The sequence below is a fragment of the Pedobacter jamesrossensis genome, assembly GCF_042650905.1.
Lineage (GTDB): Bacteria > Bacteroidota > Bacteroidia > Sphingobacteriales > Sphingobacteriaceae > Pedobacter > Pedobacter jamesrossensis.
This window is the reverse complement of record NZ_JBHSBY010000144.1, coordinates 80,004-103,739: the sequence shown is the minus strand read 5'-3', so window position 1 is coordinate 103,739 and position 23,736 is coordinate 80,004. Positions and strand designations below refer to the sequence as shown.

Below are 23,736 nucleotides of genomic sequence, written 5' to 3'. Positions count from 1 at the left end.
GGATTATTACACAAAGTAAATAAAAATAAAGAGAAGATGTAAAACTGAATTATTTCTTGATAAAAGCAAAGAACACTGCAAGTAAAATTAAGCAGAAAGCAATAATATGATTCCAGGCAATTTTTTCCGTTTTAAAGAAAAGGATTGGGAAAATTGAAAATACGGTTATGGCTTCGTGTGTAACTTTTAGTTGCATTAAACTAAAAGCTCCGCCATTTTCCTTAAGGCCAAATTTATTAGCAGGTACCTGAAAAATATATCCATTCCATATCCTTAAACTTTAAATGGCCATACCAAGCCAATGTCATAAAGGCATTATGATATAAATAGAAAGGCAATAGGGAAGAATACGCGCATAGAATGTTGTTGTTTATTTGTCTAAACAACAGCATTAGTTACTTGTTTTTTATTACTAACCGGCTGCGGAACTTTAACATAATAACCTGTGCCATCATAAGGACGTTTTCGAGGGTTTGTTGTGCAATCCACAGAGCAACAGCCTTGTAATTCTTCTCCGCAATTATCACACTGTGTAATGTGCTCATTACACTCAGGGTTTGCGCAGTTAATCATTTTTGGGGTTGTTGTGCCACAATTATAACAAACTGAAACTATGGTTGGGTTTACCTCATTTACATCTACAGCAATACGATTATCAAAAACATAGCATTTTCCTTCAAAATCTTTGCCTCCTGCTTCTTTTCCGTATTTTATAATGCCACCGTGTAATTGGTAAACATCGTTAAAACCATGATGTAAAAGTAGGGCAGATGCTTTTTCGCATTTAATACCACCTGTGCAATAGGTTAAAATTTTCTTGTCTTTGTATTTAGCCAGTTCATTGATTTGCTCTGGAAAATCGCGGAAATTTTCGATATCTAAAGTTAATGCATTTTTAAATTTCCCTAAATTGTGCTCGTAGTTAGAGCGAACATCCAGAATAATAACATCTTCATCATCCTTCATTTTCATAAAATCAACAGGCTCTAAATGTTTACCTGTTTTTTCATTTGGATTGATGATTGAAGTATCTCTTAAACCTGAATGAACAATTTCTGATTTATATCTGCAATGCATTTTAATAAAAGAAGGCTCTTCTACATCGTCGATCTTAAATTCGGTTTTTGTAAATCTTTCATCGGCATGGATAGCTTCCATGTAGGCTTTACAAGATTCTATTGAGCCTGAAACAGTACCATTTAAACCTTCATCAGCTACGATTATTCTGCCTACTAAATCTAACGATTTACAAAATTTTAGGTGATCGGCAGCAAACTGTTCTGCCTCTGCTATGTAACTATAGCAATAGTAAAGTAGTGTTTGATATTTTTTCATAACGCTGTTGATACCGTTGCAAACGGCGTTTAAAGCGAGGCAAAGATAAGAAAAAAGGTGGAAGGTTAAAAGGTTTAAGGTAGAAGGTCACCCTCAACCTTTAAGCCCTCAACCTTCAGCCTAACTAAAACCCATAGCTAATTCTAAAGCCTTGTGTTAGTTTTTTACCACCATCATAAGCAAAACCATAACTTACTCTTAAAACTAAGCGCTGTAAACCGAAGTAAAACTCTTTATAGTTTCTTTTTTCTGGAGATGATAAATAGCCACCACCAATAAACTCTTCAAGCTTTGCTTTACGTAATAACGGGACTTTATTTAAGAAGAAGCCTGCAAAATTATGTTCTGCATGAGCCTCGAAATATTGTTGATTTGTGCTGAACTGATAAAAATCCAGAAATTGGAATTTTCTTAAGTTAGGTGGAAAAATTGTAGAGATGTTACCCGCAAAATGTTTGAAATCAGGGTAATACAAGCTGTTATTATTGATGAATTTTCCGGCGCCAACCAAAAATGAAGAGTAACCCCACAAACCAAGGCTAATTCTATCCTGAGATATTTCGGCTTTTACAAAATCGTAGTCTACATCGCTACCCAAAGCATTTTTTATTCCTTTTTTATAAAGAACGGTTATTTTAGGATACTTAGATTCTGTATAAAATTTACCATCGGGGCGGGTAATGTATTTCTGACCTATTGTATAAGTTAAACTTGCTGTTGCACTAACTGATGTATAAGTTGGAAAAAGAGGTGTTTCAGTTGTTGGGTTAAAAGGGTTATTTGAGGTAAATTCCCTGTCTTTATTATCAAAAAACTTAAAATCAGTTGAGTTTGTTAAAGTATGGTTTCTTGCATAATCTAAGCTGACTGAACCCTGTAATCCACTTGCTAATTCGCGTGTGGTATTTAAATTAACGAAAGTTTTTGAATAAAATTTAGGGAAATTCTTTTCGTAAAGTAGAGAATTGATTGTGTTTCCCAGGTCTGTCATTGAGCCTAAATTATTTAAATCGAAAATTCCGTTTCCAAATGATGCACCAATACTTGCCCGTTTAAGTGGGTTGTAATAATAGCTTCCTGTTAAACTTCCTGTAAGTTTTTGATTGGCAAAACCATATCTTAATTCGGGGCGAATGCTGTAGCTTCTTCGATTTTCGAATACTTTTCTGTAAGTAACCCCATATTTTATTGCAAAACCCTCTACTGTATTATAAAATACCGACCGTAAAATTGGATCGAAAGAAATGTATTCTTTGTCAAATCTATCGTTAATACTATAGCCCCTCAATAATAGTTTTCCAATACCAAATTTATTATTATCCTTTTCTAGAGAGTCTAGATAAGTTTTAGATTCTTTTCGTTTGGCAATGCTATCTTTTACTACATAATTAATTTTTTCATCTGGTGTTAAAGGAATTGGACGATTATTAGTCCAGTATATCGAATCCTTTTTGTTAACCATTTCTGTAACCTTTAAAATCTCTCCGCTGAAAAAGTTTTTAGGGAAAATAGGAGAAATATCGTAATTACTATACACACCAACAAAGTAGCCTGCAAACTTAAAACCTAGTACATTACCATTAAATTGAAAATTTATACTTGTTGGCATGTAAACTTCTTTAACTTTTGTGAATTGTTGATTTATACTCAACGTATCTATAAAATTAATTCCGGCACTTTTTGTTAAGAATAAATCGGTGTTATATATCCTCCAGCTATCTTCCAATATATAAATTATCCCCCTAAATACAGGGTCGTTTGGACGACGTGGAATTACCTCTATTTTATTTACAACTTCGCCATTTTCACGTGTTTCGCCCAAATATTTATATTTATAGTAAAAAAGTGCGTTATCTGCAATTGGAGAAATAAAGCCTCTTGAACTTAGTTTATTTTCAAGCAGGTAGTTATCGTAAAAGTTTATAACCAAATCAGAAGCTTTGTTAAAACTAAAGGCATTATTTCTGCCTGCAACTTTCGATGAAATCATTTCTTCATGTACATCGTTTGGTCTTCTAAAACTGAACTTACTTTGCGATTCTGAAAGATAAATAATGCCTTGTCGGTTTGTATCGAGCTCCATTACTTTTCTAATGTCTTGTCCCATAAATTTTTTAGGAGCACTTCTTAAACGTTGCACACCTTTTATATAAACATCACAGGTAAATGAATTTACTTCTTCCAGATGTATTTTTCTTTGCTTTATGGCTTTGCGAATAATCGCATATGCCGGATCTTCCGCATTACCTTTTATGGTAACGTTATTTAGCGTATAACTTTCTGATGTTAAAGAAATATTTAATGATGTTGAGGCAACCAAGTTTAAAATATGCTCTTGTGGTTTATAGCCAATGGCCCTAAAACTTAAAGTTGTTTCACCTCGGTTTAGCTTAATCTCATACTTGCCATCTACATTTGCCGATGTACCTTTAGTTGTACCTTTTATAGAAACTGAAGCAAAAGGAACAGCTTGTCCGCTAATATCTTTTATAATTCCTGTTACGGTAAATTGTTGTGCAAAAGCAAAATTGTAAAAAAATAAACAAAAGATTACGAGTGCGCAGTTTCTTATCATGTGTAAAGACTAGTTAAGGTATAAATATCGAATAAGTTTTAACACTATACGTATAGCTATGTGTTAAAGTTTGTTAAGTTGATTAAAAAATATTTTTTTGGGAGCCACTTTTAAAAAAAATGTCTGAATATAATTGGGTTCAACAGAAATATCAAACGTTTGTTATTTTAAATAATAGTATTGTAGAGCGTATTTTATATCTGAGAGCCGTTTTTTTTATAACTTTGAAAGCAAAATCAACCAATAAATGCCATGTATAAAACTTTACAACCTGTTCTTCAAAAAGAATTAGAAGAAATTGAAAACGCAGGATTATTTAAACGCGAACGCATAATTATTACCCCTCAAGGTGCAGATATTAAAGTGAGCGGTGGTGCTGAAGTCATTAACTTTTGTGCAAATAATTATTTAGGCCTTTCATCTCATCCAAAGGTGATTGAGGCAGCTAAAAAAGCAATAGACGATCATGGTTATGGAATGTCTTCTGTTCGTTTTATTTGTGGTACCCAAGATGTGCACAAAGAACTGGAAGCTAAAATTTCTACTTTTTTAGGTACCGAAGATACAATTTTATATGCTGCAGCTTTTGATGCAAATGGTGGCGTTTTCGAGCCGTTGTTTAATGCAGAAGATGCAATTATTTCTGATGAGTTAAACCATGCATCGATTATTGATGGCGTTCGTTTGTGTAAAGCACAGCGTTTCCGTTATAAAAATGCTGATATGGAAGATTTGGAAAAGCAATTAATCGCAGCTAAAGATTGTCGCCATAGAATTATCGTTACTGATGGTGCTTTTTCAATGGATGGTTCTGTAGCACCTTTGGATAAAATTGCCGATTTGGCCGATAAATATGAAGCATTAATTATGATTGATGAGTCGCACTGTTCTGGTTTTATTGGTAAAACAGGTCGTGGTACACATGAGCATTTTAATGTTATGGATCGCATTGATATCATTACTGGAACCTTGGGTAAAGCATTAGGTGGTGCCTCGGGCGGTTTTACATCAGGTAAAAAAGAAATCATCGATATGTTGCGTCAACGTTCTCGCCCATATTTATTCTCGAACACTTTAGCTCCGGCAATTGCTGGCGCATCTATAGCTGTTTTAGATATGTTAAGCGAAACCACATCTTTAAGAGATAAATTGGAAAATAATACCAAATATTTCCGTGAGAAGATGACGGAAGCTGGTTTCGATATTAAACCTGGTTTTCATCCAATAGTGCCTGTAATGCTTTATGATGCAAAAATTGCGCAAAATTTTGCTGCAAAAATGTTAGAGGAAGGCATTTACGTTATCGGATTTTTCTATCCGGTTGTTCCTCAGGGAAAAGCAAGAATTAGAGTACAACTTTCTGCCGGACATGAGCAACATCATTTAGATAAAGCCATTGCGGCTTTTACTAAAGTTGGAAAAGAACTTGGCGTAATTTAATTCCTAATAACTCTATAATATTTTCAAAGCCGCATGAAGTTGCGGCTTTTTTGTTTCGGGTTCATTTTCTTTTATAATGATATTGTAAACAGATTTTTTGAACCGATGCACATTTAAATTTTAAGATAATTTCCTGTATATTTGAAGCCATGTTACAGGACAAAATAACACAATATACTGAGAAAATTAATGCTTTCGTAACAGAGAAAGCAGATGAGTTAGAGCAGTTTCGCATAAAATATTTAGGAAGTAAAGGTATTATCAAAGAAATTTTTGAAGAATTTAAAACCGTTTCTGTTGAAGAGAAAAAATCTTTAGGTAAAGTTCTTAACGAATTTAAGCAACTCGCAGAGGCTAAGTATTTAGCATTAAAAGAGGTTACTGAATCAACACAGTCTCAATCTGGAGTAAATGAGGAAGATTTAACATTACCTGGAGAAGGTTTTGAAATTGGTTCACGCCATCCACTAGCTTTGGTTCGAAGAGAGATTGTAGAGATTTTCGCAAAACTTGGTTTTACAGTAGCCGAAGGCCCTGAAATTGAAGATGACTGGCATAACTTCTCTGCTTTAAACTTCCCTGAAGAACACCCTGCGAGAGATATGCAGGATACTTTCTTCATTAAGAAAGGTGGCGAAAAAGGCGATATTGCTTTGCGTACACATACTTCATCGGTGCAAGTACGCATGATGGAGCAAGGCCAACCACCTTTCAGAGCAATTATGCCAGGTCGTGTTTACCGTAACGAAGCTATTTCTGCAAGAGCACATTGTTTTTTTCACCAAATCGAAGGTTTGTATGTTGATGAAAATGTGTCGTTTGCAGATTTGAAACAAACATTATTTTATTTCGTTCAAGAGTTATATGGCGAAGGAACCCAAGTTCGTTTCCGCCCCTCTTATTTCCCTTTTACAGAACCTTCTGCAGAGATGGATATTTCTTGTACCATCTGTAAGGGTGCCGGTTGTAATATGTGTAAATATAGCGGTTGGGTAGAAATTTTGGGTTGTGGCATGGTTGACCCGAATGTTTTAGAGAATTGCGGTATAGATTCAAAGAAATACAGCGGTTTTGCCTTTGGTATGGGGATAGAAAGAATTACAAATCTTAAATATGTGATTAAAGATTTAAGGCTATTCTCCGAAAACGATGTTCGTTTTTTAAAGCAGTATAAATCTGCTTTAATATAATGATGAAGCTTTTATACAGCATATTATTCATCCTCGTATTGTTTACAACAGGCTGTGGAAAAGATGAAGGTTACATACCTGAAGTTGGAGTAAATTTCAGCATGCCTGTAACAGATCCTCGGTTAAGCAGATTGAGTAGTCCGGGAGGGGCAGTTGTTATTAATGGGTATGGTATTGCAGGTTTGGTGCTTTATCGTAGAACAGATAATAGTTATGTAGCATTTGACCGTTGTAGCAGTGTAAATCCTGAACAAAAATGTGCTGTAAATCTTGATGATCCAACAATTACAGTTACCGACCCTTGTTCTGGTGCAAAGTTTTTGCTCGAAGATGGAAGTCCGGTTAAAGCACCTGCAGTTAGAGGTTTAAAACAATACACAGTGGCTATATCTGGCCAAAATTTACAAGTAACCAATTAAAATGGAAGCCGAAAAAATTAAGGAAACTGTAAAAAAGGCAGCTAAAGAACTTTTTAGAAAGTACGGGTATCACAAAACAAGTGTAAACGAGATAGCCAAAAAAGCACGTATTGCGAAGGCAACTATCTATAAATATTTCGAAAGTAAAGAGCAGGTTCTAGATAGTATTTTAATGGACTATTTAGATCAGAATTTATATGAGATATTAAATAATAAAGTTAGTTACGCTTCAGAAGAAGAACATTTAAAGGCCTTGGTAATGAAAACCAGTCGACTTTCCTTTACCGCTTGTAATGAGTTTATTGGTTGGGATTTTGTTCGAGAGAATGCGAATTCTCAAGAGTTTTTAAAGCACCTGTCTGATCAGCTCGAGGCGCTGTTGCTTGCAGCTTATCTTCAATTGGATAATTTTAAAAATAATCCAGCAAGAAGAGAAGGTCTGGCTTTTTTACTTAAAGCAAGCAAGAGTATTGTTTTCTCTTTTGCATTTACTTCGGTTAGTGATTCTGATGTGCGTAAGAACTTTGTAAGTTTCCAAAAAGAGATTCTTCCATTTTTGGTAAAAGCAGCGTTGTAATTAAAGAAATTATAATTTAATAGAAATGGGATATTGTTATTGGCAATATCCCATTTTTTGTTGCATCTATTTTTCAAACTATTCCCACTTAAATACTTTCACGGCTACGGCATAAATCCCAATACCCCAGATTACCAAAATCATAATCTGAAATTTCACATCCCACAAACCCAGACCTTCAAAAGCTACTTTGCGCATCGCATCATTTAAATAGGTAAGGGGCAAAGCCCGGCTTATTGGTTGTAACCATGTTGGAAAAGCTTCTATTGAAAAGAAAGTTCCTGATAATAAAAACTGTGGTAAGGTTACAATATTTGATATTGGCGGAACCATACTTTCGTTTTTTGCAATTCCTGATATAATAAAGCCAAAACCCATAAATACAATTACTCCGAGCGTGGCTAAAACAAGCATGTTGAGAACGGTGAGCGCCCCATGAACGAGTGTAAAGCCAAAGAAAAAATGACCGATTAAAATGATGAATAATGCCCCGATTAAAGCAAAACCTATTCTGGCAATACCTTCGCCAATTACAATGCTGGAGCGTTTTACAGGCGTTGCAAAAAAACGTTTTATAACCAAGGTTTGGCGTAAGCTTAAAAAAACAAACGCCGTTCCAAAAACACCTGTACTCAATAATGAAAAACCTAATTGACCTGGTAAAATAAAATCTATTGTTTTATATTCTCGACCATGAACGGTACTTTCTTTAATTTCGGCAACCGATGGTTTTAATTCTTTATCATAAAAAAGATTATTTAAAACCGATTTTAATATATTCCCTTTATCCATTGACGCTGAAGTATAAACTACGTTAACAGAATAAGCTACGGAATTAACTTCTTTGCGAATATCAATCATTGCATCAACATTGCCTTTTTCCAGTAACTTATCGAAATCGGCTTTTGATTTGTCTTTGACTAAACGAATCATTCTTGTTTTTTCCAGCATCACAATTACAGGGTTGTTAATATCCGAACCTGGCGTAATTCCAACATCGATATGCGTACCGCCGCCTCCTAAAAAGCCAAAAACCAATATGAAAATTAAAGGGAAAGCAAGTGTGAAAACCACGGCTGAAGGGCTTCGCATTATAGATCGAAAGCTTGCCTTGGCTAATGCCAGTGTTGCTTTTGTATTGCTGTAACCCCCATTCCCTAAAGGGGAAGTTGAATTTCTATCGTTAATATCTTTTTGCATATATAATTTGCTATAATTCTATACAGTATTTTGATTTTTTTACTCCCATATCGCTTGTTCTCTCTTCAAGATGGTAGGATGCACTATTCTCGCCACTCTTTACCTGTAAGATTGATAAAAACATCTTCCAAGTTGGCTTTTTTAACTTCTTTTTTGCGTTCAAAGCCACTGCTAACTAATTTGTCAATCAAATTATCAGGCGTATCTAAAGCGATAATTTGCCCTCGTTCTACAAAGGCTACACGGTCGCAAAGTTGCTCTGCTTCGTCCATATAATGTGTGGTAATTACAACTGTAGTTCCGTTACTGCGAATTCCTTTAATCAAATCCCATAAATTTCTTCTGGCTTGAGGATCTAAGCCTGTGGTTGGCTCGTCTAAGAAGATAATTTTAGGTTGATTAATTAAGGTAGTTGCAATGGAGAAGCGTTGCTTTTGCCCACCAGAAAGTGCTTTGTATTTTGCTTTGGCTTTATCTTGAAGATTAACTTTCTCCAGCATTTCCATTGGTTTAATATTTGCACCATAAAGACCGGAAAAAAGCTCCAAAAGCTCAACTAAATTTAAATTAGGATAATAACCTGCAGCCTGTAACTGTACACCAATAATTTGTTTGATTTCGTGTGCCTGCTTATCAACCGAAAATCCATCTACAATTATTTCTCCAGATGTTTTTTCTCTTAACGTTTCGATAATTTCTAACGTTGTGGTTTTGCCAGCTCCGTTGGGTCCAAGTAAGCCAAAAATTTCATTTTCGTAAACTTCAAAACTTAAATCTTGAACGGCGATAAAATCATCGTACTTTTTTACCAGATTTTTAACGCTGATAATGGCTTTGTTTGTTTCCATATTACGAATGTAAGGAGCTTTAAATGAATAGAAAATGAATTTAATCAGTTGTAGCCAAAAATGTCGGTAAAATGATGTTTTTAGTAGGTGTATTAAATTAAAAATGCGAATCGACCAGATTCGCATTTTTATTATTAGTTGACAGTTATCTGTTGCGAGGCATGATGAATAGACTGTCAACCATAACAGATAACCTTTCTACTACCAAGTCAATTTACCAGTCATCACATCAACGAAATCGTCGAATAAGTAACGAGAATCGTGTGGCCCTGGAGAAGATTCTGGGTGATATTGCACTGAAAATGCTTTTTTGCCTTTAACACGAATCCCTTCGATAGATTTATCGTTTAAGTTTATGTGAGTAATTTCAACCTTGTCTGAGTTTTTAACCTCTTCAGGAACAACACCGAAACCATGATTTTGAGAAGTAACCTCACAATGGTTTTTAATGATGTTTTTAACTGGATGGTTTAATCCGCGGTGACCATTAAACATTTTCATGGTACCTATATTATTTGCTTCCGCCAACAATTGGTGCCCTAAACAAATTCCAAATAATGGTTTATCCTCCGCTAAAATTTCTTTAATAGTTTCTACGGCATAAGGCATTACCGATGGGTCGCCAGGGCCATTAGAAATAAAGTAACCGTCTGGATTGAATTTCTCCATTTCGGCAAATTTAGTTTTTGCGGGGAAAACCTGAACGTAAATGTCGCGGTTTTCGAAACTGCGTAAAATATTTTTCTTGATGCCTAAATCTAAAGCCGCAACTTTTAAAGTAGCTTCTGGGTTTCCATAAAAATAAGGCTCTTTTGTACTTACTTTAGATGAAAGCTCTAAACCTTCCATTGATGGAACTTCTGCTAACTTTTGTTTTAATTCATCTAAATCAGTAATTTCTGAAGAAATAATTGCGTTCATTGCGCCTTTATCTCTAATGTGACGTACTAAAGCACGTGTATCAATATCAGAAATCGCAACCAAGTTATCGTTCTGGAAATAATCCTGAATAGATTCTGTTGCTTGTTTACGGCTGTAAACAATGTTATAGTTTTTACAAACTAAGCCAGCAATTTTTATCGAATCAGATTCAATTTCTTCCTTTTGGATACCATAATTCCCGATATGAGAATTAGTTGTAACCATTATCTGTCCGAAGTAACTCGGGTCGGTAAAAATTTCCTGGTAACCTGTCATCCCGGTATTAAAACAAATTTCGCCAGTAGTGGTGCCAATTTTTCCGGCAGCTTTGCCGTAAAAAACCGTGCCATCGGCAAGTAATAAAATCGCAGGTAACTTGGTGTAGTTAGTCATGGTAATTACAATATGGATTTTGATTTAAAAAAGAGTCGAAAAAAGAATGGCTTTCGGCATTAAAGCCGTTTTTGCGGGGTGCAAAAAAAGATGAATATATCCCTTCCATTTCGGGGTACAAAGATAGGGTTTATGATTGGGAATGTAAAGAAAAATATAAAATAAAGATGCGATTATAAAGAGGAAAGAGTAAAGCTCAATTCGAAAACGTAAGTATGGCTTTAGTCTTTAAGCTTTCTTCTTTCAGCCTTAATTTAAAGAAAAAACAATACTTTTGGGCTACAAAACAAAAACCATGTCGGTACATAAAGAAATAAAAAGAATAACCACACACATTTTGCAAGAAATGAAACAACGTGGTGAAAAAATATCAATGCTCACAGCCTATGATTATTCTATGGCTACCATTTTGGATGATGCAGGTTTAGATGTTTTACTAGTTGGAGATTCTGCATCGAATGTTATGGCTGGTCATGAAACTACTCTTCCTATTACATTAGACCAAATGATTTATCATGCTGCTTCGGTAATTAGGGCTGTTAAACGTGCTTTTGTTGTGGTAGATTTACCTTTCGGTTCGTACCAAGGCAATTCTAAAGAAGCTTTAAATTCTGCAATCAGAATAATGAAAGAATCTGGTGCTCACGGTGTAAAACTAGAGGGTGGTGAAGAGATTATTGAGTCAGTTCAGCGTATTATTACTGCAGGTATTCCGGTAATGGGGCATTTAGGCTTAACACCCCAGTCGATTTATAAATTTGGTACTTATACCGTTCGTGCTAAAGAAGAAGAAGAAGCTAATAAATTAAAAAGCGATGTTTTAGCTTTACAGGCTGCAGGTTGTTTTGCAATTGTTTTAGAAAAAATACCCGCAACTTTAGGTAGAGAAGTTTCAGAAAGCCTACAAATTCCTACCATTGGTATTGGCGCTGGTAACGGATGTGATGGACAGGTTTTAGTAGTTAACGATATGATTGGCTTAACAAAAGGCTTTAAACCTCGTTTTTTACGTCAGTACATTAACTTATACGATGATATTTTAGGTGCTGCGCAATCTTACATTCGTGATGTAAAAGCTAACGATTTCCCTAACGAGAAAGAGCAATACTAAGATTGGGGTTACTGAAATAATTAAACAATTAATCATTTAAAACAATTGACCATTCTGTGCCAATTACCGATAAAGACATACTTTTTGAAGATAACCACCTTATTGCGATAAGTAAAAGGGCGGGGGATATTGTACAAGTTGATGAAACAGGTGATGAACCTTTGGATGAGCAGGTAAAAAAGTACATTGCCAAAAAATATAATAAGCCTAATGGTGCTTTTTTAGGTGTTGTACATCGTTTAGACAGGCCTGTTAGTGGTGTAATTCTATTTGCTAAGACAAGTAAGGCACTGGAGCGGATGAATGCGGTTTTTAAAAATCGTGAAGTAAAAAAAACATATTGGGCGGTTGTAAAAAACAAACCTGAAAAGGAATCGGGAACTTTAATTCATTGGTTGGTTAAAAACCCTCAAAAAAACGTAGTTACGTATTATAATACAGAAGTTCAGGGTTCGCAAAGGGCTGAGCTTTCTTATCGTTTAATTGCCCAAGTAGGCGATTATTTTTTAATTGAAGTAGATCCGCTTACTGGTCGTTCTCATCAAATCAGGGTTCAACTCTCTTCAATGGGTTGCCCAATTGTTGGCGATAATAAATACGGTTATCCCCGTGGAAGTAGAAAAGGAAGCATCTGTTTGCATGCCAGAAGGTTACAGTTTTTACATCCTGTTAAAAAGGAGCCTGTTAATATTTTCGCGAAACTACCAGTAGATGGGTTTTGGGAAAGATTTGAAAATTTATAACTAAAAAGCTCGCCTAATATTTTGAAGCGAGCTTTTTAATTTATTTACAATCTGTTTTCTCTAAAATTATTGATTTTCCAAATGTTAGCTTGCTAATATCTTTAAATTTAACATCACCATTAACCTGATAAATATCGCCTATACCTTCCAGAAGTTTATCCCCTTGTTTTAGCCAAACAATTTGTCTTTTAGAATAAACACCTTCCGATTCAAATTTATAATCTACAATAATAGTATCGCCTTTTTCTACTCCATAAATGGGACCAGAATTCTTATCCTTTTCAAATAAATTATAATTCAATTGTCCCAATAAAATATTGTTTCCGGTACCCCACATTCTTAGTTTAACCGAATCTTTATTTTTACTATAAACAAAACATTCATCGGGATTTGGTTTTGAAATTTGCTGCTCACTCATTATACTAGAATCAACAGTCGTATACTTTTTACTATCGCTTTCACAAGATGCTAGAAATATTGATGAGGCGGCAAAAATCAGGAATAATTTTTTCATTGAGATGGAATTGATTTTAATATGAGACTTTATAAATCTAAAACTAGCAAATCAAATTAATATGAGCAATATTTTACCAAACATAAGTTGCAACCGCACCTTTTTCTAGTGTACTATTTACCGTTTTTCCATTATACTTAATGTTAAATGAAGTATCGGAGTTGTTATTATTACAAACAATTAATACTGTTTTACCATCAGGGGTTTTGAAGGCTACGTTTTGCAGATTACTAATGATGTTAGATGCAATACGAGTTGAACCAGGTTTAACAAATTTAGATGCATGTGCAATAACGTAATATGCCACATTTCTACTAACAGCGGGAGCAATTGTTATTGCACCTAAGCAACTTGTACAGCCACCTTTATCTGTATGAGGTTGGTAATTAGAATCTGCAGCTAAATTCCATTCTAAAACATTGCGGCTCCAGTTTCTGGTAGCGCCAATAATTAAGGTAGATACATGCCATTTTAAATCTTCGCCAAAGTTTGATGGTCCACCAACCCATTGTTCAGTGAAATACACATTTTTATCTGGATGAGCGTTATGTACTTGAGTTAATGCAGAAATATTACCTGCATAAAGGTGAAAGGCAGAGCCATCAACATATTTTTTTGCTTCAGCATCATTTAAAATTGTAATTGGATATTCTGGTTTATCTGCATTGTGATCATAAACGATGATTTTTGTGCTTAAACCTGCAGCTTGAAAAATCGGCCCTAAAACTTTCACAAACTTAGCCTGATCTAAAGCTTCCATATACATGCTTGGGTTGTTACCCGGATGTAAAGGCTCATTTTGTGGCGTAATAGCATCGATTATTATACCAAGCGATTTCATTTCCTGGATATATTTGACCAGGTATTTAGCATAAGTGGAATAATATTCCGGTTTTAAACTTCCACCAATAAAACTTTTATTTGTTTTCATCCAGGCTGGTGCAGTCCATGGAGAACCTAGTATTTTAATAGAAGGGTTTACGGCTACAATTTTTTTAAGTATTGGAATTAAATCAGCTTGTTCCTTTGATAAGGAGAACTTAACTAAATTCTCATCAGTTTCCCCATCTGGTAAATCATTATAAGTAAATGGTGTGGCACTTAAATCGGATGCACCAATACTAATTCTTAAATAACTTATTCCAATCGCATCTTCGGTTGTTCCAAACAATTCGTTTATTAATTTATCCTTTTCAGCAATAGGAAGGGCATTTATTAAACTTGCACTTCCACCTGTTAAAGTATAACCAAAACCATCAATACTTTGAAAGGTTGTTGCGGGATCAACTTCTATGGTAGGATTTGTATTCGTTGCTTCAGCAAAATTTAAAGCTATATTTTGCTTTTGTAATAATTGAGATTGATCGCCTTTGGTTAACCAAAATCCAACTTCAGTTTTTACAGGCTCGGTAGAATCCGTTTTACTTGAGGTGTCAGCCGTTGTTGCTTTTCTGCAGGCGCAGGCAGAAAAAAGAAGACTACTGGCTAAGCATATATTATAAATTAATTTCATGAAGAATTCGGTTTAATAAATTGAGGATTTATTATTTAAAAGAATAAAACAAAGAGGCTGTCTCAAAATTAATTTAGAAGGTTTTTTAGCAGTTCGTCATTCCCGTGAAAACGGGAATCGTAATGCGATGGAAGGGTCAAAAATAGGTCCCTACTAAAGCATTATGATGCTCAGTTAAGCTGAGCATGACGACAGCGCCAAATTCAATTCTTTTACTATTTCTGAATGAGTTATTCTGAGATAGCCTCTTGTTTTAAAATATTATCTTACGTTAGGATTTTTGTCTAACTCATCCTGCGGAATAGGAAAATATAATTTTGCCGGTGTAAGGTTATAATTAAGATTTGCTCCAGCGCCATCAACCTGCGCATTCATTACAGGAATAATTCTGTTGGTTCTTAATAAATCGAACCAGCGATGACCTTCGAAAGCTAACTCTAAACGACGCTCGTTTTCGATTGCTAAACGCATTGAAGCTTGATCTGAAGCTGTTGTTGCAGCTAAACCAACACGATTGCGAACTTGGTTAATTAATGGTGCTGCTGCCGACCAACCTGAAGAACTTAATTCATTCAAAGCCTCAGCTTTTAATAAAATAATATCTGCTAGTCTTAAAATATAGTTATCAGATTTATCATCAGCACGATATTTATTAATGTATGGATAACTTGTTTTAGCCCAATAAGAATCGCTCCAGCCTTCTGAAACTACGTTATTAAACTTAATGCTTGATGCCTTGCGTACAGCATCGCCAGCATCATCAAATGCTTTAGATAAACTATTTGTTGGGGTATTAAAACGTTTCCAACCCGTTCCTACTAAAACGCTTGGCATCCAGTTACCATGTAAGCCACCGTAACCATCGTATTGCATTTCCCAAATGGCTTCAGTATTGTTTTTGTGGTTAGAATCCCAAAGGAAATCATAGTTGGTAACCATTGAATAGCCACCATTTATAACTGCGTCAGCGTAAGTACTTACTTTAGTCCAGTCGGGTGTCGCTTTTGAAGCATAAACTTTCGCTAATAGCGCATTAGCAACACCTTTGGTCATAATACCTTTATTTGGTGCGGTTGTACGGGCATTTGCTGCACCATATTCTAAATCGGTAATTATCTGCGCATAAATAGCCTCAACAGTTGCTTTGGCTGGATAAAATTCAGCATCTGTTATAGGTACTTTTACAACAAGAGGAACCGAACCCCAGGTTCTAACCAAATTGAAGTACATGTACGCACGAAGAATGCTCGCCTCTGCTAATATTTGTTTTCTTCTATCGCCAGCATCAAGCTTTGTATCTTTAATGTTTGGAACGTTAGTTAAAATTAAATTGCAGTTTTTAATATCGCTATACAGCGCATTCCAATCTCTGCCTACGTTTCCATTTGTAGAAATAACCGTAAATAAATCTAACTGAATGTTGGCAGGGTTATCGCCACCTGCATAAGCGTTATCTGATCTTACATCGCCGTTTGTCATATAATCCCAAATATGAAAATCGTTATACATGCCGTCATACGCACCTTGAATTAGTTTTTCTGCTGCAGCAGCATCCGCAAAGGCAACATCAGGCCCAACCTGTGTAATTGGGGTTTGCTCTAAGAAATCTTTTTTACAGCTGCTTAATGCCATTGTTATGGTGCTTGCTGCGATTAATGAATATATTTTAAGTTTCATTGTATTTTAAATTAAAAGCCTACGTTAACACCAATTAAGAAAGTTCTCGACTGAGGATAAGTACCGTAGTCGATACCCATCGATGGTCCGTTTGCATTGTTTACATTAACTTCTGGATCAAATCCTGTATATTTTGTAAAAGTTAATAAGTTGTAAGCAGAAGCATAAACCATTACTTTACTCATTTTTAGTTTACCTAACGTAGCCGCACCAAAGTTGTATGAGAAAGTAGTTGTTTTTAAGCGTAAGTAAGAGCCATCTTCAACAAAACGGCTGGAGGTTAGGGTATTGTTGGTATTGTCTTTAATTGCTCTTGGAACGTCAGTAACCTGCCCTGGCGTAGTCCATCTATTTAACACAACTGCAGATTGGTTTTTAGAATCGTTCATTCCTTCTAATTCCATTCTCGATGCATTGAACATTTGGTTACCCTGAACACCCTGAAATAAGAAGTTTAGACCAAAATTGCCATATGTAAATGTATTGTTAACGCCATAGGTGAATTTTGGTTGAGCAGAACCAATAAAAGTTCTATCATCAGCCGTTATTGTACCATCGCCATTTAAGTCTTGATAATCGATATTTCCGGTTTGTGGATTAACACCCTTTGAAACATAACCGTAAAAACTACCTAACGGACGACCAGGTACTACTCTAATAGCTGCGTCACGTTCATAAATTCCACCAAACGTAATAGAACCTACTTTCTCACCTAAACTGGTCACTTTATTACGGTTTAAAGAAAAGTTAAGGTCTGTTGTCCATGTAAATTTATCTTTAACAAAGTTTTTAGTGGTTAAAACAAACTCTAATCCTTTGTTTTCCATATCACCAACGTTAGAAGCAATACTTCCGAAGCCAATTGAATTTGGTAGGGGCTGGTTAATTAACAAATCTTTTGTTTTCTTTAAATAAGCATCGGCTGTAAAAATTATACGACTGTTAAACATGCTTAAATCTAAACCAATGTTAGTTTGCGTAGTTTCTTCCCATTTCAAACCTGAATTAGGTAATTGAGAGAATACATACGAACCTTGAGTAGTTGGTGTATATAATTCTAAGTACGAATAATCTCCAATACCTTCATCGTTACCAACTTTACCCCAACTTGCTCTTAATTTTAAATCATTTACAGATTTAACATCTTTCATGAAATTTTCACCAGAAATTCTCCATCCAACTGATGCTGAAGGGAAATAACCATATTGGTTTTGAGGACCAAATCGGGATGAACCATCTGCTCTAAAGTTAGTGCTGAATAAATATTTACTATCCCAGGCATAAGTAACACGAGCTAAATAGGAACGTTTGCTCCATTGTGATGCCGTTGGTAATTGTGCTGGAATTGAAGTTCCTCTATCTAATAATTTACCACTTGCATCAAGGAAATTTTGTTCATTGTAATTTAATTGATAGTATTTAGACTCTTGCAAAGTCATACCGCCAGTTGCTGTAAAAGCATTTTTACCCCAGTTTTTGGTGTAATTTAAAATGTTTTCATTTAACCAAACGCGGTCTGTGCTGAAATTTGCATTTCTAATTCCTTTTTGTGCTCTACCATAATCTGTAGAATAAGGATCTAAAAAGTACGAATACTTACTGTCGTTATTATTGGTACTGATGCTCGATTTAAATGATAAATCTTGTGTGAATTTAACTTCTGCAGCAAAAGCACCTAAAAAGCGTAAGTTTTTAGTTTGATTTTTTGCGGCCATTGCATTGGCAACAGGATTTTCAGAACCACCTTTATAAGGGTTAAAAGCATAAGTTCCGTTAGCTGCATAAATGCCAATTGTTGGAGGCGTAGTTAAAGCTGATAAAATTGTTCCGCCCCTTGCTACGTTAGCATTGTCGCTTACATCAACCGAGTTGTTTTGCGTAAGCGCAACATTACCCGTTAATTTTAACCATTTAGTTATGTTTTGCGAACCATTAAAATGAAGTGTGTATTTATCTAATTTTGCTGGAGCTACAACACCTTTGTCTTGTTGGTAACCAGTAGACAAAGAGTACTGTCCGCCTTTAATTCCACCAGAAATAGATGCCTGGTAGCTGTTTTGAACACCTGTGCCGAAAGTTAGATCTTGCCAATTTGTATTCTCGTTACCAAGGCCATTTGTATCATAACCTAATTCTTTCATTAAAGCAATGTATTGATCTCTGTTTAATACATCTTGTTTTTGCCATAAATTAGAAAAACCTGTGAAAGCATTAAATGTAGCACGAATTTTATCTGACGATCCTTTCTTTGTTGTGATTAAAATAACGCCATTTGCACCACTTGAACCATAAATAGCTGCTGCGGATGCATCTTTTAATATGGTTAAACTTTCAATGTCAGTTGGGTTTAAAAAACTTGCGTCGCGAGAAGTAACTCCATCAATAACATACAATGGACTATTCGACGCGTTAATTGAAGTGTTACCACGAATGGTTACCGAAACGCCAGCACCAGGCTTACCAGATTGTGATGAAATTTGAACACCCGCTGCTCTACCTTGAATAGCTTGCAGTGGATTAGTTACTGGTTGATTTTCGATATCTTTAGAAGATAAAGCAACTACTGCAGTTGTTAAGTCTTTCTTAGTAGTTGTACCGTATCCAATTACTACAATATCGTTTAATTGTTGGTTGTCATCAGACATTGTAATGGTAAGCGAAGAACGATTACCAATTGATTCTTCTATTGATTTATAGCCAATAAAAGAAAATTCTAAGGTAGAATTTTGTGGAGCTGAAATGGAAAATGTACCATTATCTGCTGTGGAAGCGCCTAAGTTAGTTCCTTTCACTTTTACCGAAACTCCAGGTAGGGGCAAACCTTTTTGATCTTTTACCGAACCCTTTACGGTAATATTCTGAGCCATACTTAAAGAGACAGCACAAAGAAAAAATACCATAAGCAACGTAAATTTTTTTCTCATAATTTTTTGGTTGTTAAATATTATTATGAGGTAAAGTTACTAATGATTGAATGTTAAAAGCAAGTTTTTGTAATGTTAATTTATCTGTAAGCTGCTGATTTTTAGTGTTTTATGTATTTTTTGATACGCTTAAATACCGTACATTTTTTTAAGTTCTTCTGCTTGATTATCAGGTGATAAGCATCTGTAATAAGTTGTGTGGCGGTTGGTATTTAATACGCTTTAATACCTATACATTTATTTTTAAAAGGAATAAAATTGTGACATTAAATAGCCTTTGTTTACTCAATAACAAGTTGACTCCAGCCATCTTTACCAGACTTTTTAAGTGTTTTCTTTCTGTCTTCCATCACTTTTTTAATTCTAGATCCAAATGTCCAGCAGGTACTTTGTCTAATAGTTAATAGCTCAGAAAGCTTATGCGAAGAGATTTTTCCTTTAGAAGAGTAGATAAGAAAAATCATGTAGAAAGCTTTATTAATCGGTATTCTGGTGCCATGGAAAATGGTGTATGTTGTTACTGATTCTTCGTAACCACATTTGCTGCAACGCCGACTATGTAAAATATGTCCGCTAAAATAATTATTGTTACTACACCTTCTACAATGATAACCATTACTCCATTTTAGCTCAGCTAAAAATTTATAGCAGGTTTCTTTATCAGGGTAAATTTTACTGAACTCTTCAAAATCAACATCCGTATTCATTACCCTATCTCGGGTAACTTTCTCAACATTGATTTGTAATTCTTCATTATCCTGCTCGAGCAGTGTATTCATTCTCGAAATTTCTTCAGCCTGTTGTTGTAGTAGAGAATTTACTTCTTCTAATGCCTGGTTTTTACTTTCAATAATTAACGATTTGTGGTAAACCTCTCTAGTCCGTTCTTCAACTTTGGCTTCTAATTCTCGGTTAATGCTATCTTTTAGTTTTGCATTAACGGCCATTTGCCTAATCATTTTTTGTTGTGCTTTATCTCTTGTCTTCTTTAGTATCCGAACTTTATCGCCAATTGCAAACGAAAGGAAAATCATCTCAAGTACAAAACAAAAACTTAAGCTATAATAGGTAATTGCTCCAAAATTTAACGAGCTAATGCCAAGCATAATTAAAAATTTAAGCAAAAAACCTGTAAATAGGAAACTGTAACCCAACACAAAAAAACGAGCAGGTTTGTAACCTTGTTTGTAGATGTATATGCCTGTAAAAAAAGCAACAGATAATGGTATTGCTTCTAAAAATTTATAGCTAAATAGATGCTGATTAAATAAATAACAGTAAATAAAAAACAACAATCTTAAAATAATTAGCGCCAAAACAAGCTTGTTAATTTTAGGTGCCTTGATTTTGACCAGTAAAAGTTCTCTTGTAAAAAGCAATGCAAAAATGCTTACAGCACATAAGGCAAACGCATACGCAACCTGGTTCCATGCTGGTGCATTTGGCCATAGATATTGGTAGGCAATGCCATCGGTACTCATTTCGAAAAAACCTACACTAAGGTTATATAGAACGTAATATAGATATTGCTTCTGTCTGATTGCGACATACATAATCAGATTATAGAAGCTGAAAATCAGAATCATTCCATAAAAAATACCGAAATAGAAGTACTCATCCAAAGCATAAGATATAAACCATTCGGTGGTTCTAAGTACAATTATGATGTCGGATATTTGAGAAGATTTTATTTTGAAATAATAGGTTTGAACGTCGTTTCCATTGTTTTTAATTGGTATTTCGAAGTTTTTATGATTTATTAAACGCTCTTTAAAATTCCTTGCATCACCTAAAGTATCTATGCTGTAAGAGTTATCAATTTGAGGGAAGTAAACGATTATATTATCAATTGTCTGGTCAAAAAATTCTAGAAGAAAAGACTTTTCTGCTTTTGAGTTTGACTTTATTTTTATCCTAAACCAATAGGTTTTATTAAGTTCTTTTGTTTGTGGCGTACTGCTTAAATTACTTTTGAAAACAGATTCAAATTGTTTGCTTTTAATCTGTTCGAATGAAAATTTATCACCTTGGTCTTCAAAAACATCAATTTCTTTGAAAGTAAAAATATGCTGAGGAATAGAATCTTGTATTTCTACGGTTTGTTGCGCTTTTAATTCGGTAGTAAATAGAACTAAAACGAATGTTATAAAGAGAAATATACTTTTCGAAAACAATTGGATTGACATGAATAGCAAAGGTACAAATTTGCGGCAATCTGATAAGTACTAAGAAATTAGATTGCTTTCATTTGGGAATACTAAAATTACACTAGTTCCTTTACTCAATTCTGATTGAATTTTAATATCGATTTTATGAAATTTTGCTATACTTTGTACAATAGCTAAGCCTAAACCAAAGCCATTTTCTTGTGTATTGCCTCGTTGAAAGCGATCGAAAGCACTTTCCAAAAGTTCTTGACTCATTCCTGGTCCATTATCACTAATCGTTAGGTTATATTGGTGATTTTTAAATGTCCCTTCAACTCTAATTTCACCGCTTTCGTTATTATATTTTATGGCATTATTTATAATATTAATCAACAAAGTATGTATAAGCGCTTTGTTGCCAGTGAAATGATAGTTCGATTTTAAGTTGAGATGATAAACAAGTGCTTTATCGGCCATACGGTCTTCTAAATCTTCGTATATATCTTGTAGCTCTTCAGTTAAACTGATTTCTTCAGTTTTTAAGTATTGATTGTTTTCTACTTTGGAGATTAGCAATAAGCTATTGATAATAAACTTTAAACGATTTAGTGTTTTTAGCGATGCGAAAATTTTGTTTTCATGTTCAACAGGTATATGCGGAGTATTAAGCATGTTCTCAAATCTTGTGCTTAAAATCGATATCGGTGTAAGCAACTCATGAGAAACATTTGCAATAAACTGCTTTTCTAAAGCGAAAAGGGTGTTTATTTTTCGCATCAGCGAATTTATGCTATTGTCTAAAATTTTGAAATCATCGGTATTGGTTGGAATGTTTTCATAATTATAATGTGAAGGGTCATTTACTTTATTAATCTTTTTATCAATAATTAAGTAGAATGGTTTTAGCAAAAAGTTGGTGAAGGCAAAATCGGTAAGTAAGGTAACAACCAAAGCACCAACCAATACAACAAGCATATAAAACCGTATTGAATTTTTAATGCCCTTTAAAGCAGTCATACTTTCGCCAAGCTCGAGCTTATACCAGTTTTTGTGATAAGTAAATTTGTAATTAAGAATCCGGTAAAACTCAATATCACCTTCAATCTCCCTTTTCTCCGTAATAATTGTGGCTGCCGAATCTATCTGGTTATCTGGTATATCTGTAAGGATGATGAATTCTTCTTTTAAAATATTATAATCGGTAAAGGTTTGTTCGTTACTTAAAAGGCTATCTATTTCTGCATCGCTTAAATGTTCAATAATTTTTCCTTTTTTTTTGAGCAGGCGATTATCAAGTTGGTTAAAAGCAAGTCTATCAAGTGAAAACAATATAATTGCGCCTAAAACTAAAATAATGGCAATTTTAGTAATGGCATTATAAAGTGAGAACTTAACCTGTAGCTTCATTTTTATGGATGATATTAAATCTATTTTGTATTGGGAATAAATAGTTTTACAACTTTATTAGGTAATCAAGGTTTTTAAGTTTTGCTTTTATCTTGCGGCTTTGAGCTTTTATCTCCCTTAACAATTTATTCTGTAACCAATACTTCTAACTGTTTCAAACCAATCGGTAGGGTTTACCGAAGAAAGTTTTTTGCGCAGGTTTTTTACATGTACGTCAACAAAATTAGAATCTGAATTTACTTCCAAAATATCGCCCCAAACGTGTTCAGTTAAACTCATTCTCGAAACTACCCGGTTTTTGTTTAAAACCAGGTAATTAAAAATTTCAAATTCTTTTTTGGTGAGGTTTAATCTTTCATCAGCAAAAGAAACCGTTCTATTTTGAATATTTAATAGAAAACCATGAATATCAACCTCGTTTTTCTCTAATTTATGTTTCCTGCGGATAATAGCGTGCATACGGGCCAATAACTCGTTTAAAGAAAAAGGCTTAGGTAGGTAATCATCAGCACCTTCGTCTAAGCCTTTTATTCGGTCGTCTACCGCACTTCTCGCCGTTAGAATAATAACCGCATCGTCTCTGTCTTTCAAAGATTTTAACTGTTTTAAAACCTCAAAACCATCTCCGTCAGGTAATCCTAAATCAAGCAGAATGAAATCGTAACTGTTTACAAAGATTTTTTCTTCGGCCGATGCTTTTTTCCAGGCATGCTCTATAATAAAGCCTTCATTGCTTAAAAATTCATCCATTTCAAGCGCAAGGCTTTTTTCATCTTCAACAATTAGTACGTTCATTTAAGTT

The 23,736-nt window shown here is 34.6% G+C and carries 18 protein-coding genes and 1 pseudogene; 6 read left to right on the top strand and 13 right to left on the bottom strand.

From position 1 onward, the window contains the following. Positions 1-49 precede the first annotated feature (49 nt). From ACFOUY_RS19665 to ACFOUY_RS19655, 3 genes and pseudogenes are all read right to left on the bottom strand, one after another. Positions 50-392 (bottom strand): annotated as a pseudogene (locus ACFOUY_RS19665) (DMT family protein). Further along, on the bottom strand, positions 379-1,335 hold the full coding sequence (trhO, locus tag ACFOUY_RS19660; protein WP_378962981.1) for an oxygen-dependent tRNA uridine(34) hydroxylase TrhO: 957 nt from the start codon (positions 1,333-1,335) through the stop codon (positions 379-381). Before trhO ends, ACFOUY_RS19665 begins: the two are co-directional and overlap by 14 nt. A 124-nt stretch (positions 1,336-1,459) precedes the next feature. Continuing rightward, the gene (locus tag ACFOUY_RS19655; RefSeq protein ID WP_378962980.1) at positions 1,460-3,910 is read right to left on the bottom strand and encodes a DUF5686 and carboxypeptidase regulatory-like domain-containing protein; all 2,451 of its coding nucleotides are present in this window, start codon (positions 3,908-3,910) and stop codon (positions 1,460-1,462) included. Positions 3,911-4,162: 252 nt separating this feature from the next. Here ACFOUY_RS19655 and kbl point away from each other — a divergent pair, with 252 nt between their 5' ends. The 4 genes from kbl (at position 4,163) to ACFOUY_RS19635 (ending at position 7,536) form a co-directional block, all read left to right on the top strand. Beyond that, positions 4,163-5,350, top strand: coding sequence for a glycine C-acetyltransferase (gene kbl, locus ACFOUY_RS19650; RefSeq protein WP_378962979.1), 1,188 nt, complete (start codon positions 4,163-4,165; stop codon positions 5,348-5,350). 149 nt (positions 5,351-5,499) lie between these two features. Next, complete coding sequence (gene pheS, locus ACFOUY_RS19645) at positions 5,500-6,540, top strand: phenylalanine--tRNA ligase subunit alpha (protein WP_378962978.1); 1,041 nt, start codon at positions 5,500-5,502, stop codon at positions 6,538-6,540. Beyond that, a complete protein-coding gene (locus ACFOUY_RS19640; RefSeq protein WP_378962977.1) occupies positions 6,540-6,959 on the top strand; it encodes a Rieske (2Fe-2S) protein in 420 nt (139 codons plus the stop codon). Before pheS ends, ACFOUY_RS19640 begins: the two co-directional genes overlap by 1 nt. A gap of 1 nt (position 6,960) precedes the next feature. Then, on the top strand, positions 6,961-7,536 hold the full coding sequence (locus ACFOUY_RS19635) for a TetR/AcrR family transcriptional regulator (protein ID WP_090501759.1): 576 nt from the start codon (positions 6,961-6,963) through the stop codon (positions 7,534-7,536). A gap of 78 nt (positions 7,537-7,614) precedes the next feature. Here the strand turns inward: ACFOUY_RS19635 and ACFOUY_RS19630 are convergent, their stop codons facing one another. The 3 genes from ACFOUY_RS19630 to carA form a co-directional block, all read right to left on the bottom strand. Continuing rightward, positions 7,615-8,736, bottom strand: a complete 1,122-nt coding sequence (locus ACFOUY_RS19630) for an ABC transporter permease (RefSeq protein ID WP_378962975.1) — start codon at positions 8,734-8,736, stop codon at positions 7,615-7,617. An 83-nt stretch (positions 8,737-8,819) separates the two neighbouring features. Beyond that, positions 8,820-9,584 carry an ABC transporter ATP-binding protein gene (locus tag ACFOUY_RS19625; RefSeq protein ID WP_378962974.1) on the bottom strand — a complete coding sequence of 255 codons (765 nt, stop codon included), beginning with the start codon at positions 9,582-9,584 and terminating at the stop codon, positions 8,820-8,822. A gap of 201 nt (positions 9,585-9,785) precedes the next feature. Further along, positions 9,786-10,898, bottom strand: a complete 1,113-nt coding sequence (gene carA, locus ACFOUY_RS19620; protein WP_378962973.1) for a glutamine-hydrolyzing carbamoyl-phosphate synthase small subunit — start codon at positions 10,896-10,898, stop codon at positions 9,786-9,788. A 295-nt stretch (positions 10,899-11,193) separates the two neighbouring features. Here carA and panB point away from each other — a divergent pair, with 295 nt between their 5' ends. Together panB and ACFOUY_RS19610 are read left to right on the top strand one after the other, a co-directional pair. Continuing rightward, positions 11,194-12,009 (top strand): 3-methyl-2-oxobutanoate hydroxymethyltransferase, encoded by an 816-nt coding sequence (gene panB, locus ACFOUY_RS19615; protein ID WP_378962972.1) that lies wholly within the window; start codon positions 11,194-11,196, stop codon positions 12,007-12,009. Between the two features lie 56 nt (positions 12,010-12,065). Continuing rightward, complete coding sequence (locus ACFOUY_RS19610) at positions 12,066-12,752, top strand: RluA family pseudouridine synthase (RefSeq protein ID WP_378962971.1); 687 nt, start codon at positions 12,066-12,068, stop codon at positions 12,750-12,752. Positions 12,753-12,792: 40 nt separating this feature from the next. Here the strand turns inward: ACFOUY_RS19610 and ACFOUY_RS19605 are convergent, their stop codons facing one another. The 7 genes from ACFOUY_RS19605 to ACFOUY_RS19575 form a co-directional block, all read right to left on the bottom strand. Continuing rightward, entirely contained in the window at positions 12,793-13,266 is a 474-nt protein-coding gene (locus ACFOUY_RS19605) for a hypothetical protein (RefSeq protein WP_378962970.1), read from the bottom strand. A 73-nt stretch (positions 13,267-13,339) separates the two neighbouring features. Then, the gene (locus tag ACFOUY_RS19600; RefSeq protein ID WP_378962969.1) at positions 13,340-14,779 is read right to left on the bottom strand and encodes a glycoside hydrolase family 30 protein; all 1,440 of its coding nucleotides are present in this window, start codon (positions 14,777-14,779) and stop codon (positions 13,340-13,342) included. Positions 14,780-15,040: 261 nt separating this feature from the next. Next, positions 15,041-16,456, bottom strand: coding sequence for a RagB/SusD family nutrient uptake outer membrane protein (locus ACFOUY_RS19595; protein WP_378962968.1), 1,416 nt, complete (start codon positions 16,454-16,456; stop codon positions 15,041-15,043). 11 nt (positions 16,457-16,467) lie between these two features. Continuing rightward, positions 16,468-19,380, bottom strand: coding sequence for a SusC/RagA family TonB-linked outer membrane protein (locus tag ACFOUY_RS19590; protein ID WP_378962967.1), 2,913 nt, complete (start codon positions 19,378-19,380; stop codon positions 16,468-16,470). A 281-nt stretch (positions 19,381-19,661) separates the two neighbouring features. Beyond that, positions 19,662-21,566: a 7TM diverse intracellular signaling domain-containing protein gene (locus tag ACFOUY_RS19585; RefSeq protein ID WP_378962966.1), complete on the bottom strand. Its 1,905-nt coding sequence runs from the start codon at positions 21,564-21,566 to the stop codon at positions 19,662-19,664. Positions 21,567-21,605: 39 nt separating this feature from the next. Next, positions 21,606-22,934: a sensor histidine kinase gene (locus ACFOUY_RS19580; protein WP_378962965.1), complete on the bottom strand. Its 1,329-nt coding sequence runs from the start codon at positions 22,932-22,934 to the stop codon at positions 21,606-21,608. Between the two features lie 117 nt (positions 22,935-23,051). Continuing rightward, positions 23,052-23,729 carry a response regulator transcription factor gene (locus ACFOUY_RS19575; protein ID WP_378962964.1) on the bottom strand — a complete coding sequence of 226 codons (678 nt, stop codon included), beginning with the start codon at positions 23,727-23,729 and terminating at the stop codon, positions 23,052-23,054. Positions 23,730-23,736 lie beyond the last annotated feature (7 nt).

Coding starts and splice junctions, on each gene's coding strand:
- ACFOUY_RS19640 (WP_378962977.1), top strand. CDS start 6,540: ATGATGAAGCTTTTATACAGCATATTATTCATCCTCGTATTGTTTACA.
- ACFOUY_RS19595 (WP_378962968.1), bottom strand. CDS start 16,456: ATGAAACTTAAAATATATTCATTAATCGCAGCAAGCACCATAACAATG.
- ACFOUY_RS19655 (WP_378962980.1), bottom strand. CDS start 3,910: ATGATAAGAAACTGCGCACTCGTAATCTTTTGTTTATTTTTTTACAAT.
- pheS (WP_378962978.1), top strand. CDS start 5,500: ATGTTACAGGACAAAATAACACAATATACTGAGAAAATTAATGCTTTC.
- carA (WP_378962973.1), bottom strand. CDS start 10,898: ATGACTAACTACACCAAGTTACCTGCGATTTTATTACTTGCCGATGGC.
- panB (WP_378962972.1), top strand. CDS start 11,194: ATGTCGGTACATAAAGAAATAAAAAGAATAACCACACACATTTTGCAA.
- ACFOUY_RS19600 (WP_378962969.1), bottom strand. CDS start 14,779: ATGAAATTAATTTATAATATATGCTTAGCCAGTAGTCTTCTTTTTTCT.
- ACFOUY_RS19605 (WP_378962970.1), bottom strand. CDS start 13,266: ATGAAAAAATTATTCCTGATTTTTGCCGCCTCATCAATATTTCTAGCA.
- trhO (WP_378962981.1), bottom strand. CDS start 1,335: ATGAAAAAATATCAAACACTACTTTACTATTGCTATAGTTACATAGCA.
- kbl (WP_378962979.1), top strand. CDS start 4,163: ATGTATAAAACTTTACAACCTGTTCTTCAAAAAGAATTAGAAGAAATT.
- ACFOUY_RS19635 (WP_090501759.1), top strand. CDS start 6,961: ATGGAAGCCGAAAAAATTAAGGAAACTGTAAAAAAGGCAGCTAAAGAA.
- ACFOUY_RS19630 (WP_378962975.1), bottom strand. CDS start 8,736: ATGCAAAAAGATATTAACGATAGAAATTCAACTTCCCCTTTAGGGAAT.
- ACFOUY_RS19575 (WP_378962964.1), bottom strand. CDS start 23,729: ATGAACGTACTAATTGTTGAAGATGAAAAAAGCCTTGCGCTTGAAATG.
- ACFOUY_RS19580 (WP_378962965.1), bottom strand. CDS start 22,934: ATGAAGCTACAGGTTAAGTTCTCACTTTATAATGCCATTACTAAAATT.
- ACFOUY_RS19585 (WP_378962966.1), bottom strand. CDS start 21,566: ATGTCAATCCAATTGTTTTCGAAAAGTATATTTCTCTTTATAACATTC.
- ACFOUY_RS19590 (WP_378962967.1), bottom strand. CDS start 19,380: ATGAGAAAAAAATTTACGTTGCTTATGGTATTTTTTCTTTGTGCTGTC.
- ACFOUY_RS19625 (WP_378962974.1), bottom strand. CDS start 9,584: ATGGAAACAAACAAAGCCATTATCAGCGTTAAAAATCTGGTAAAAAAG.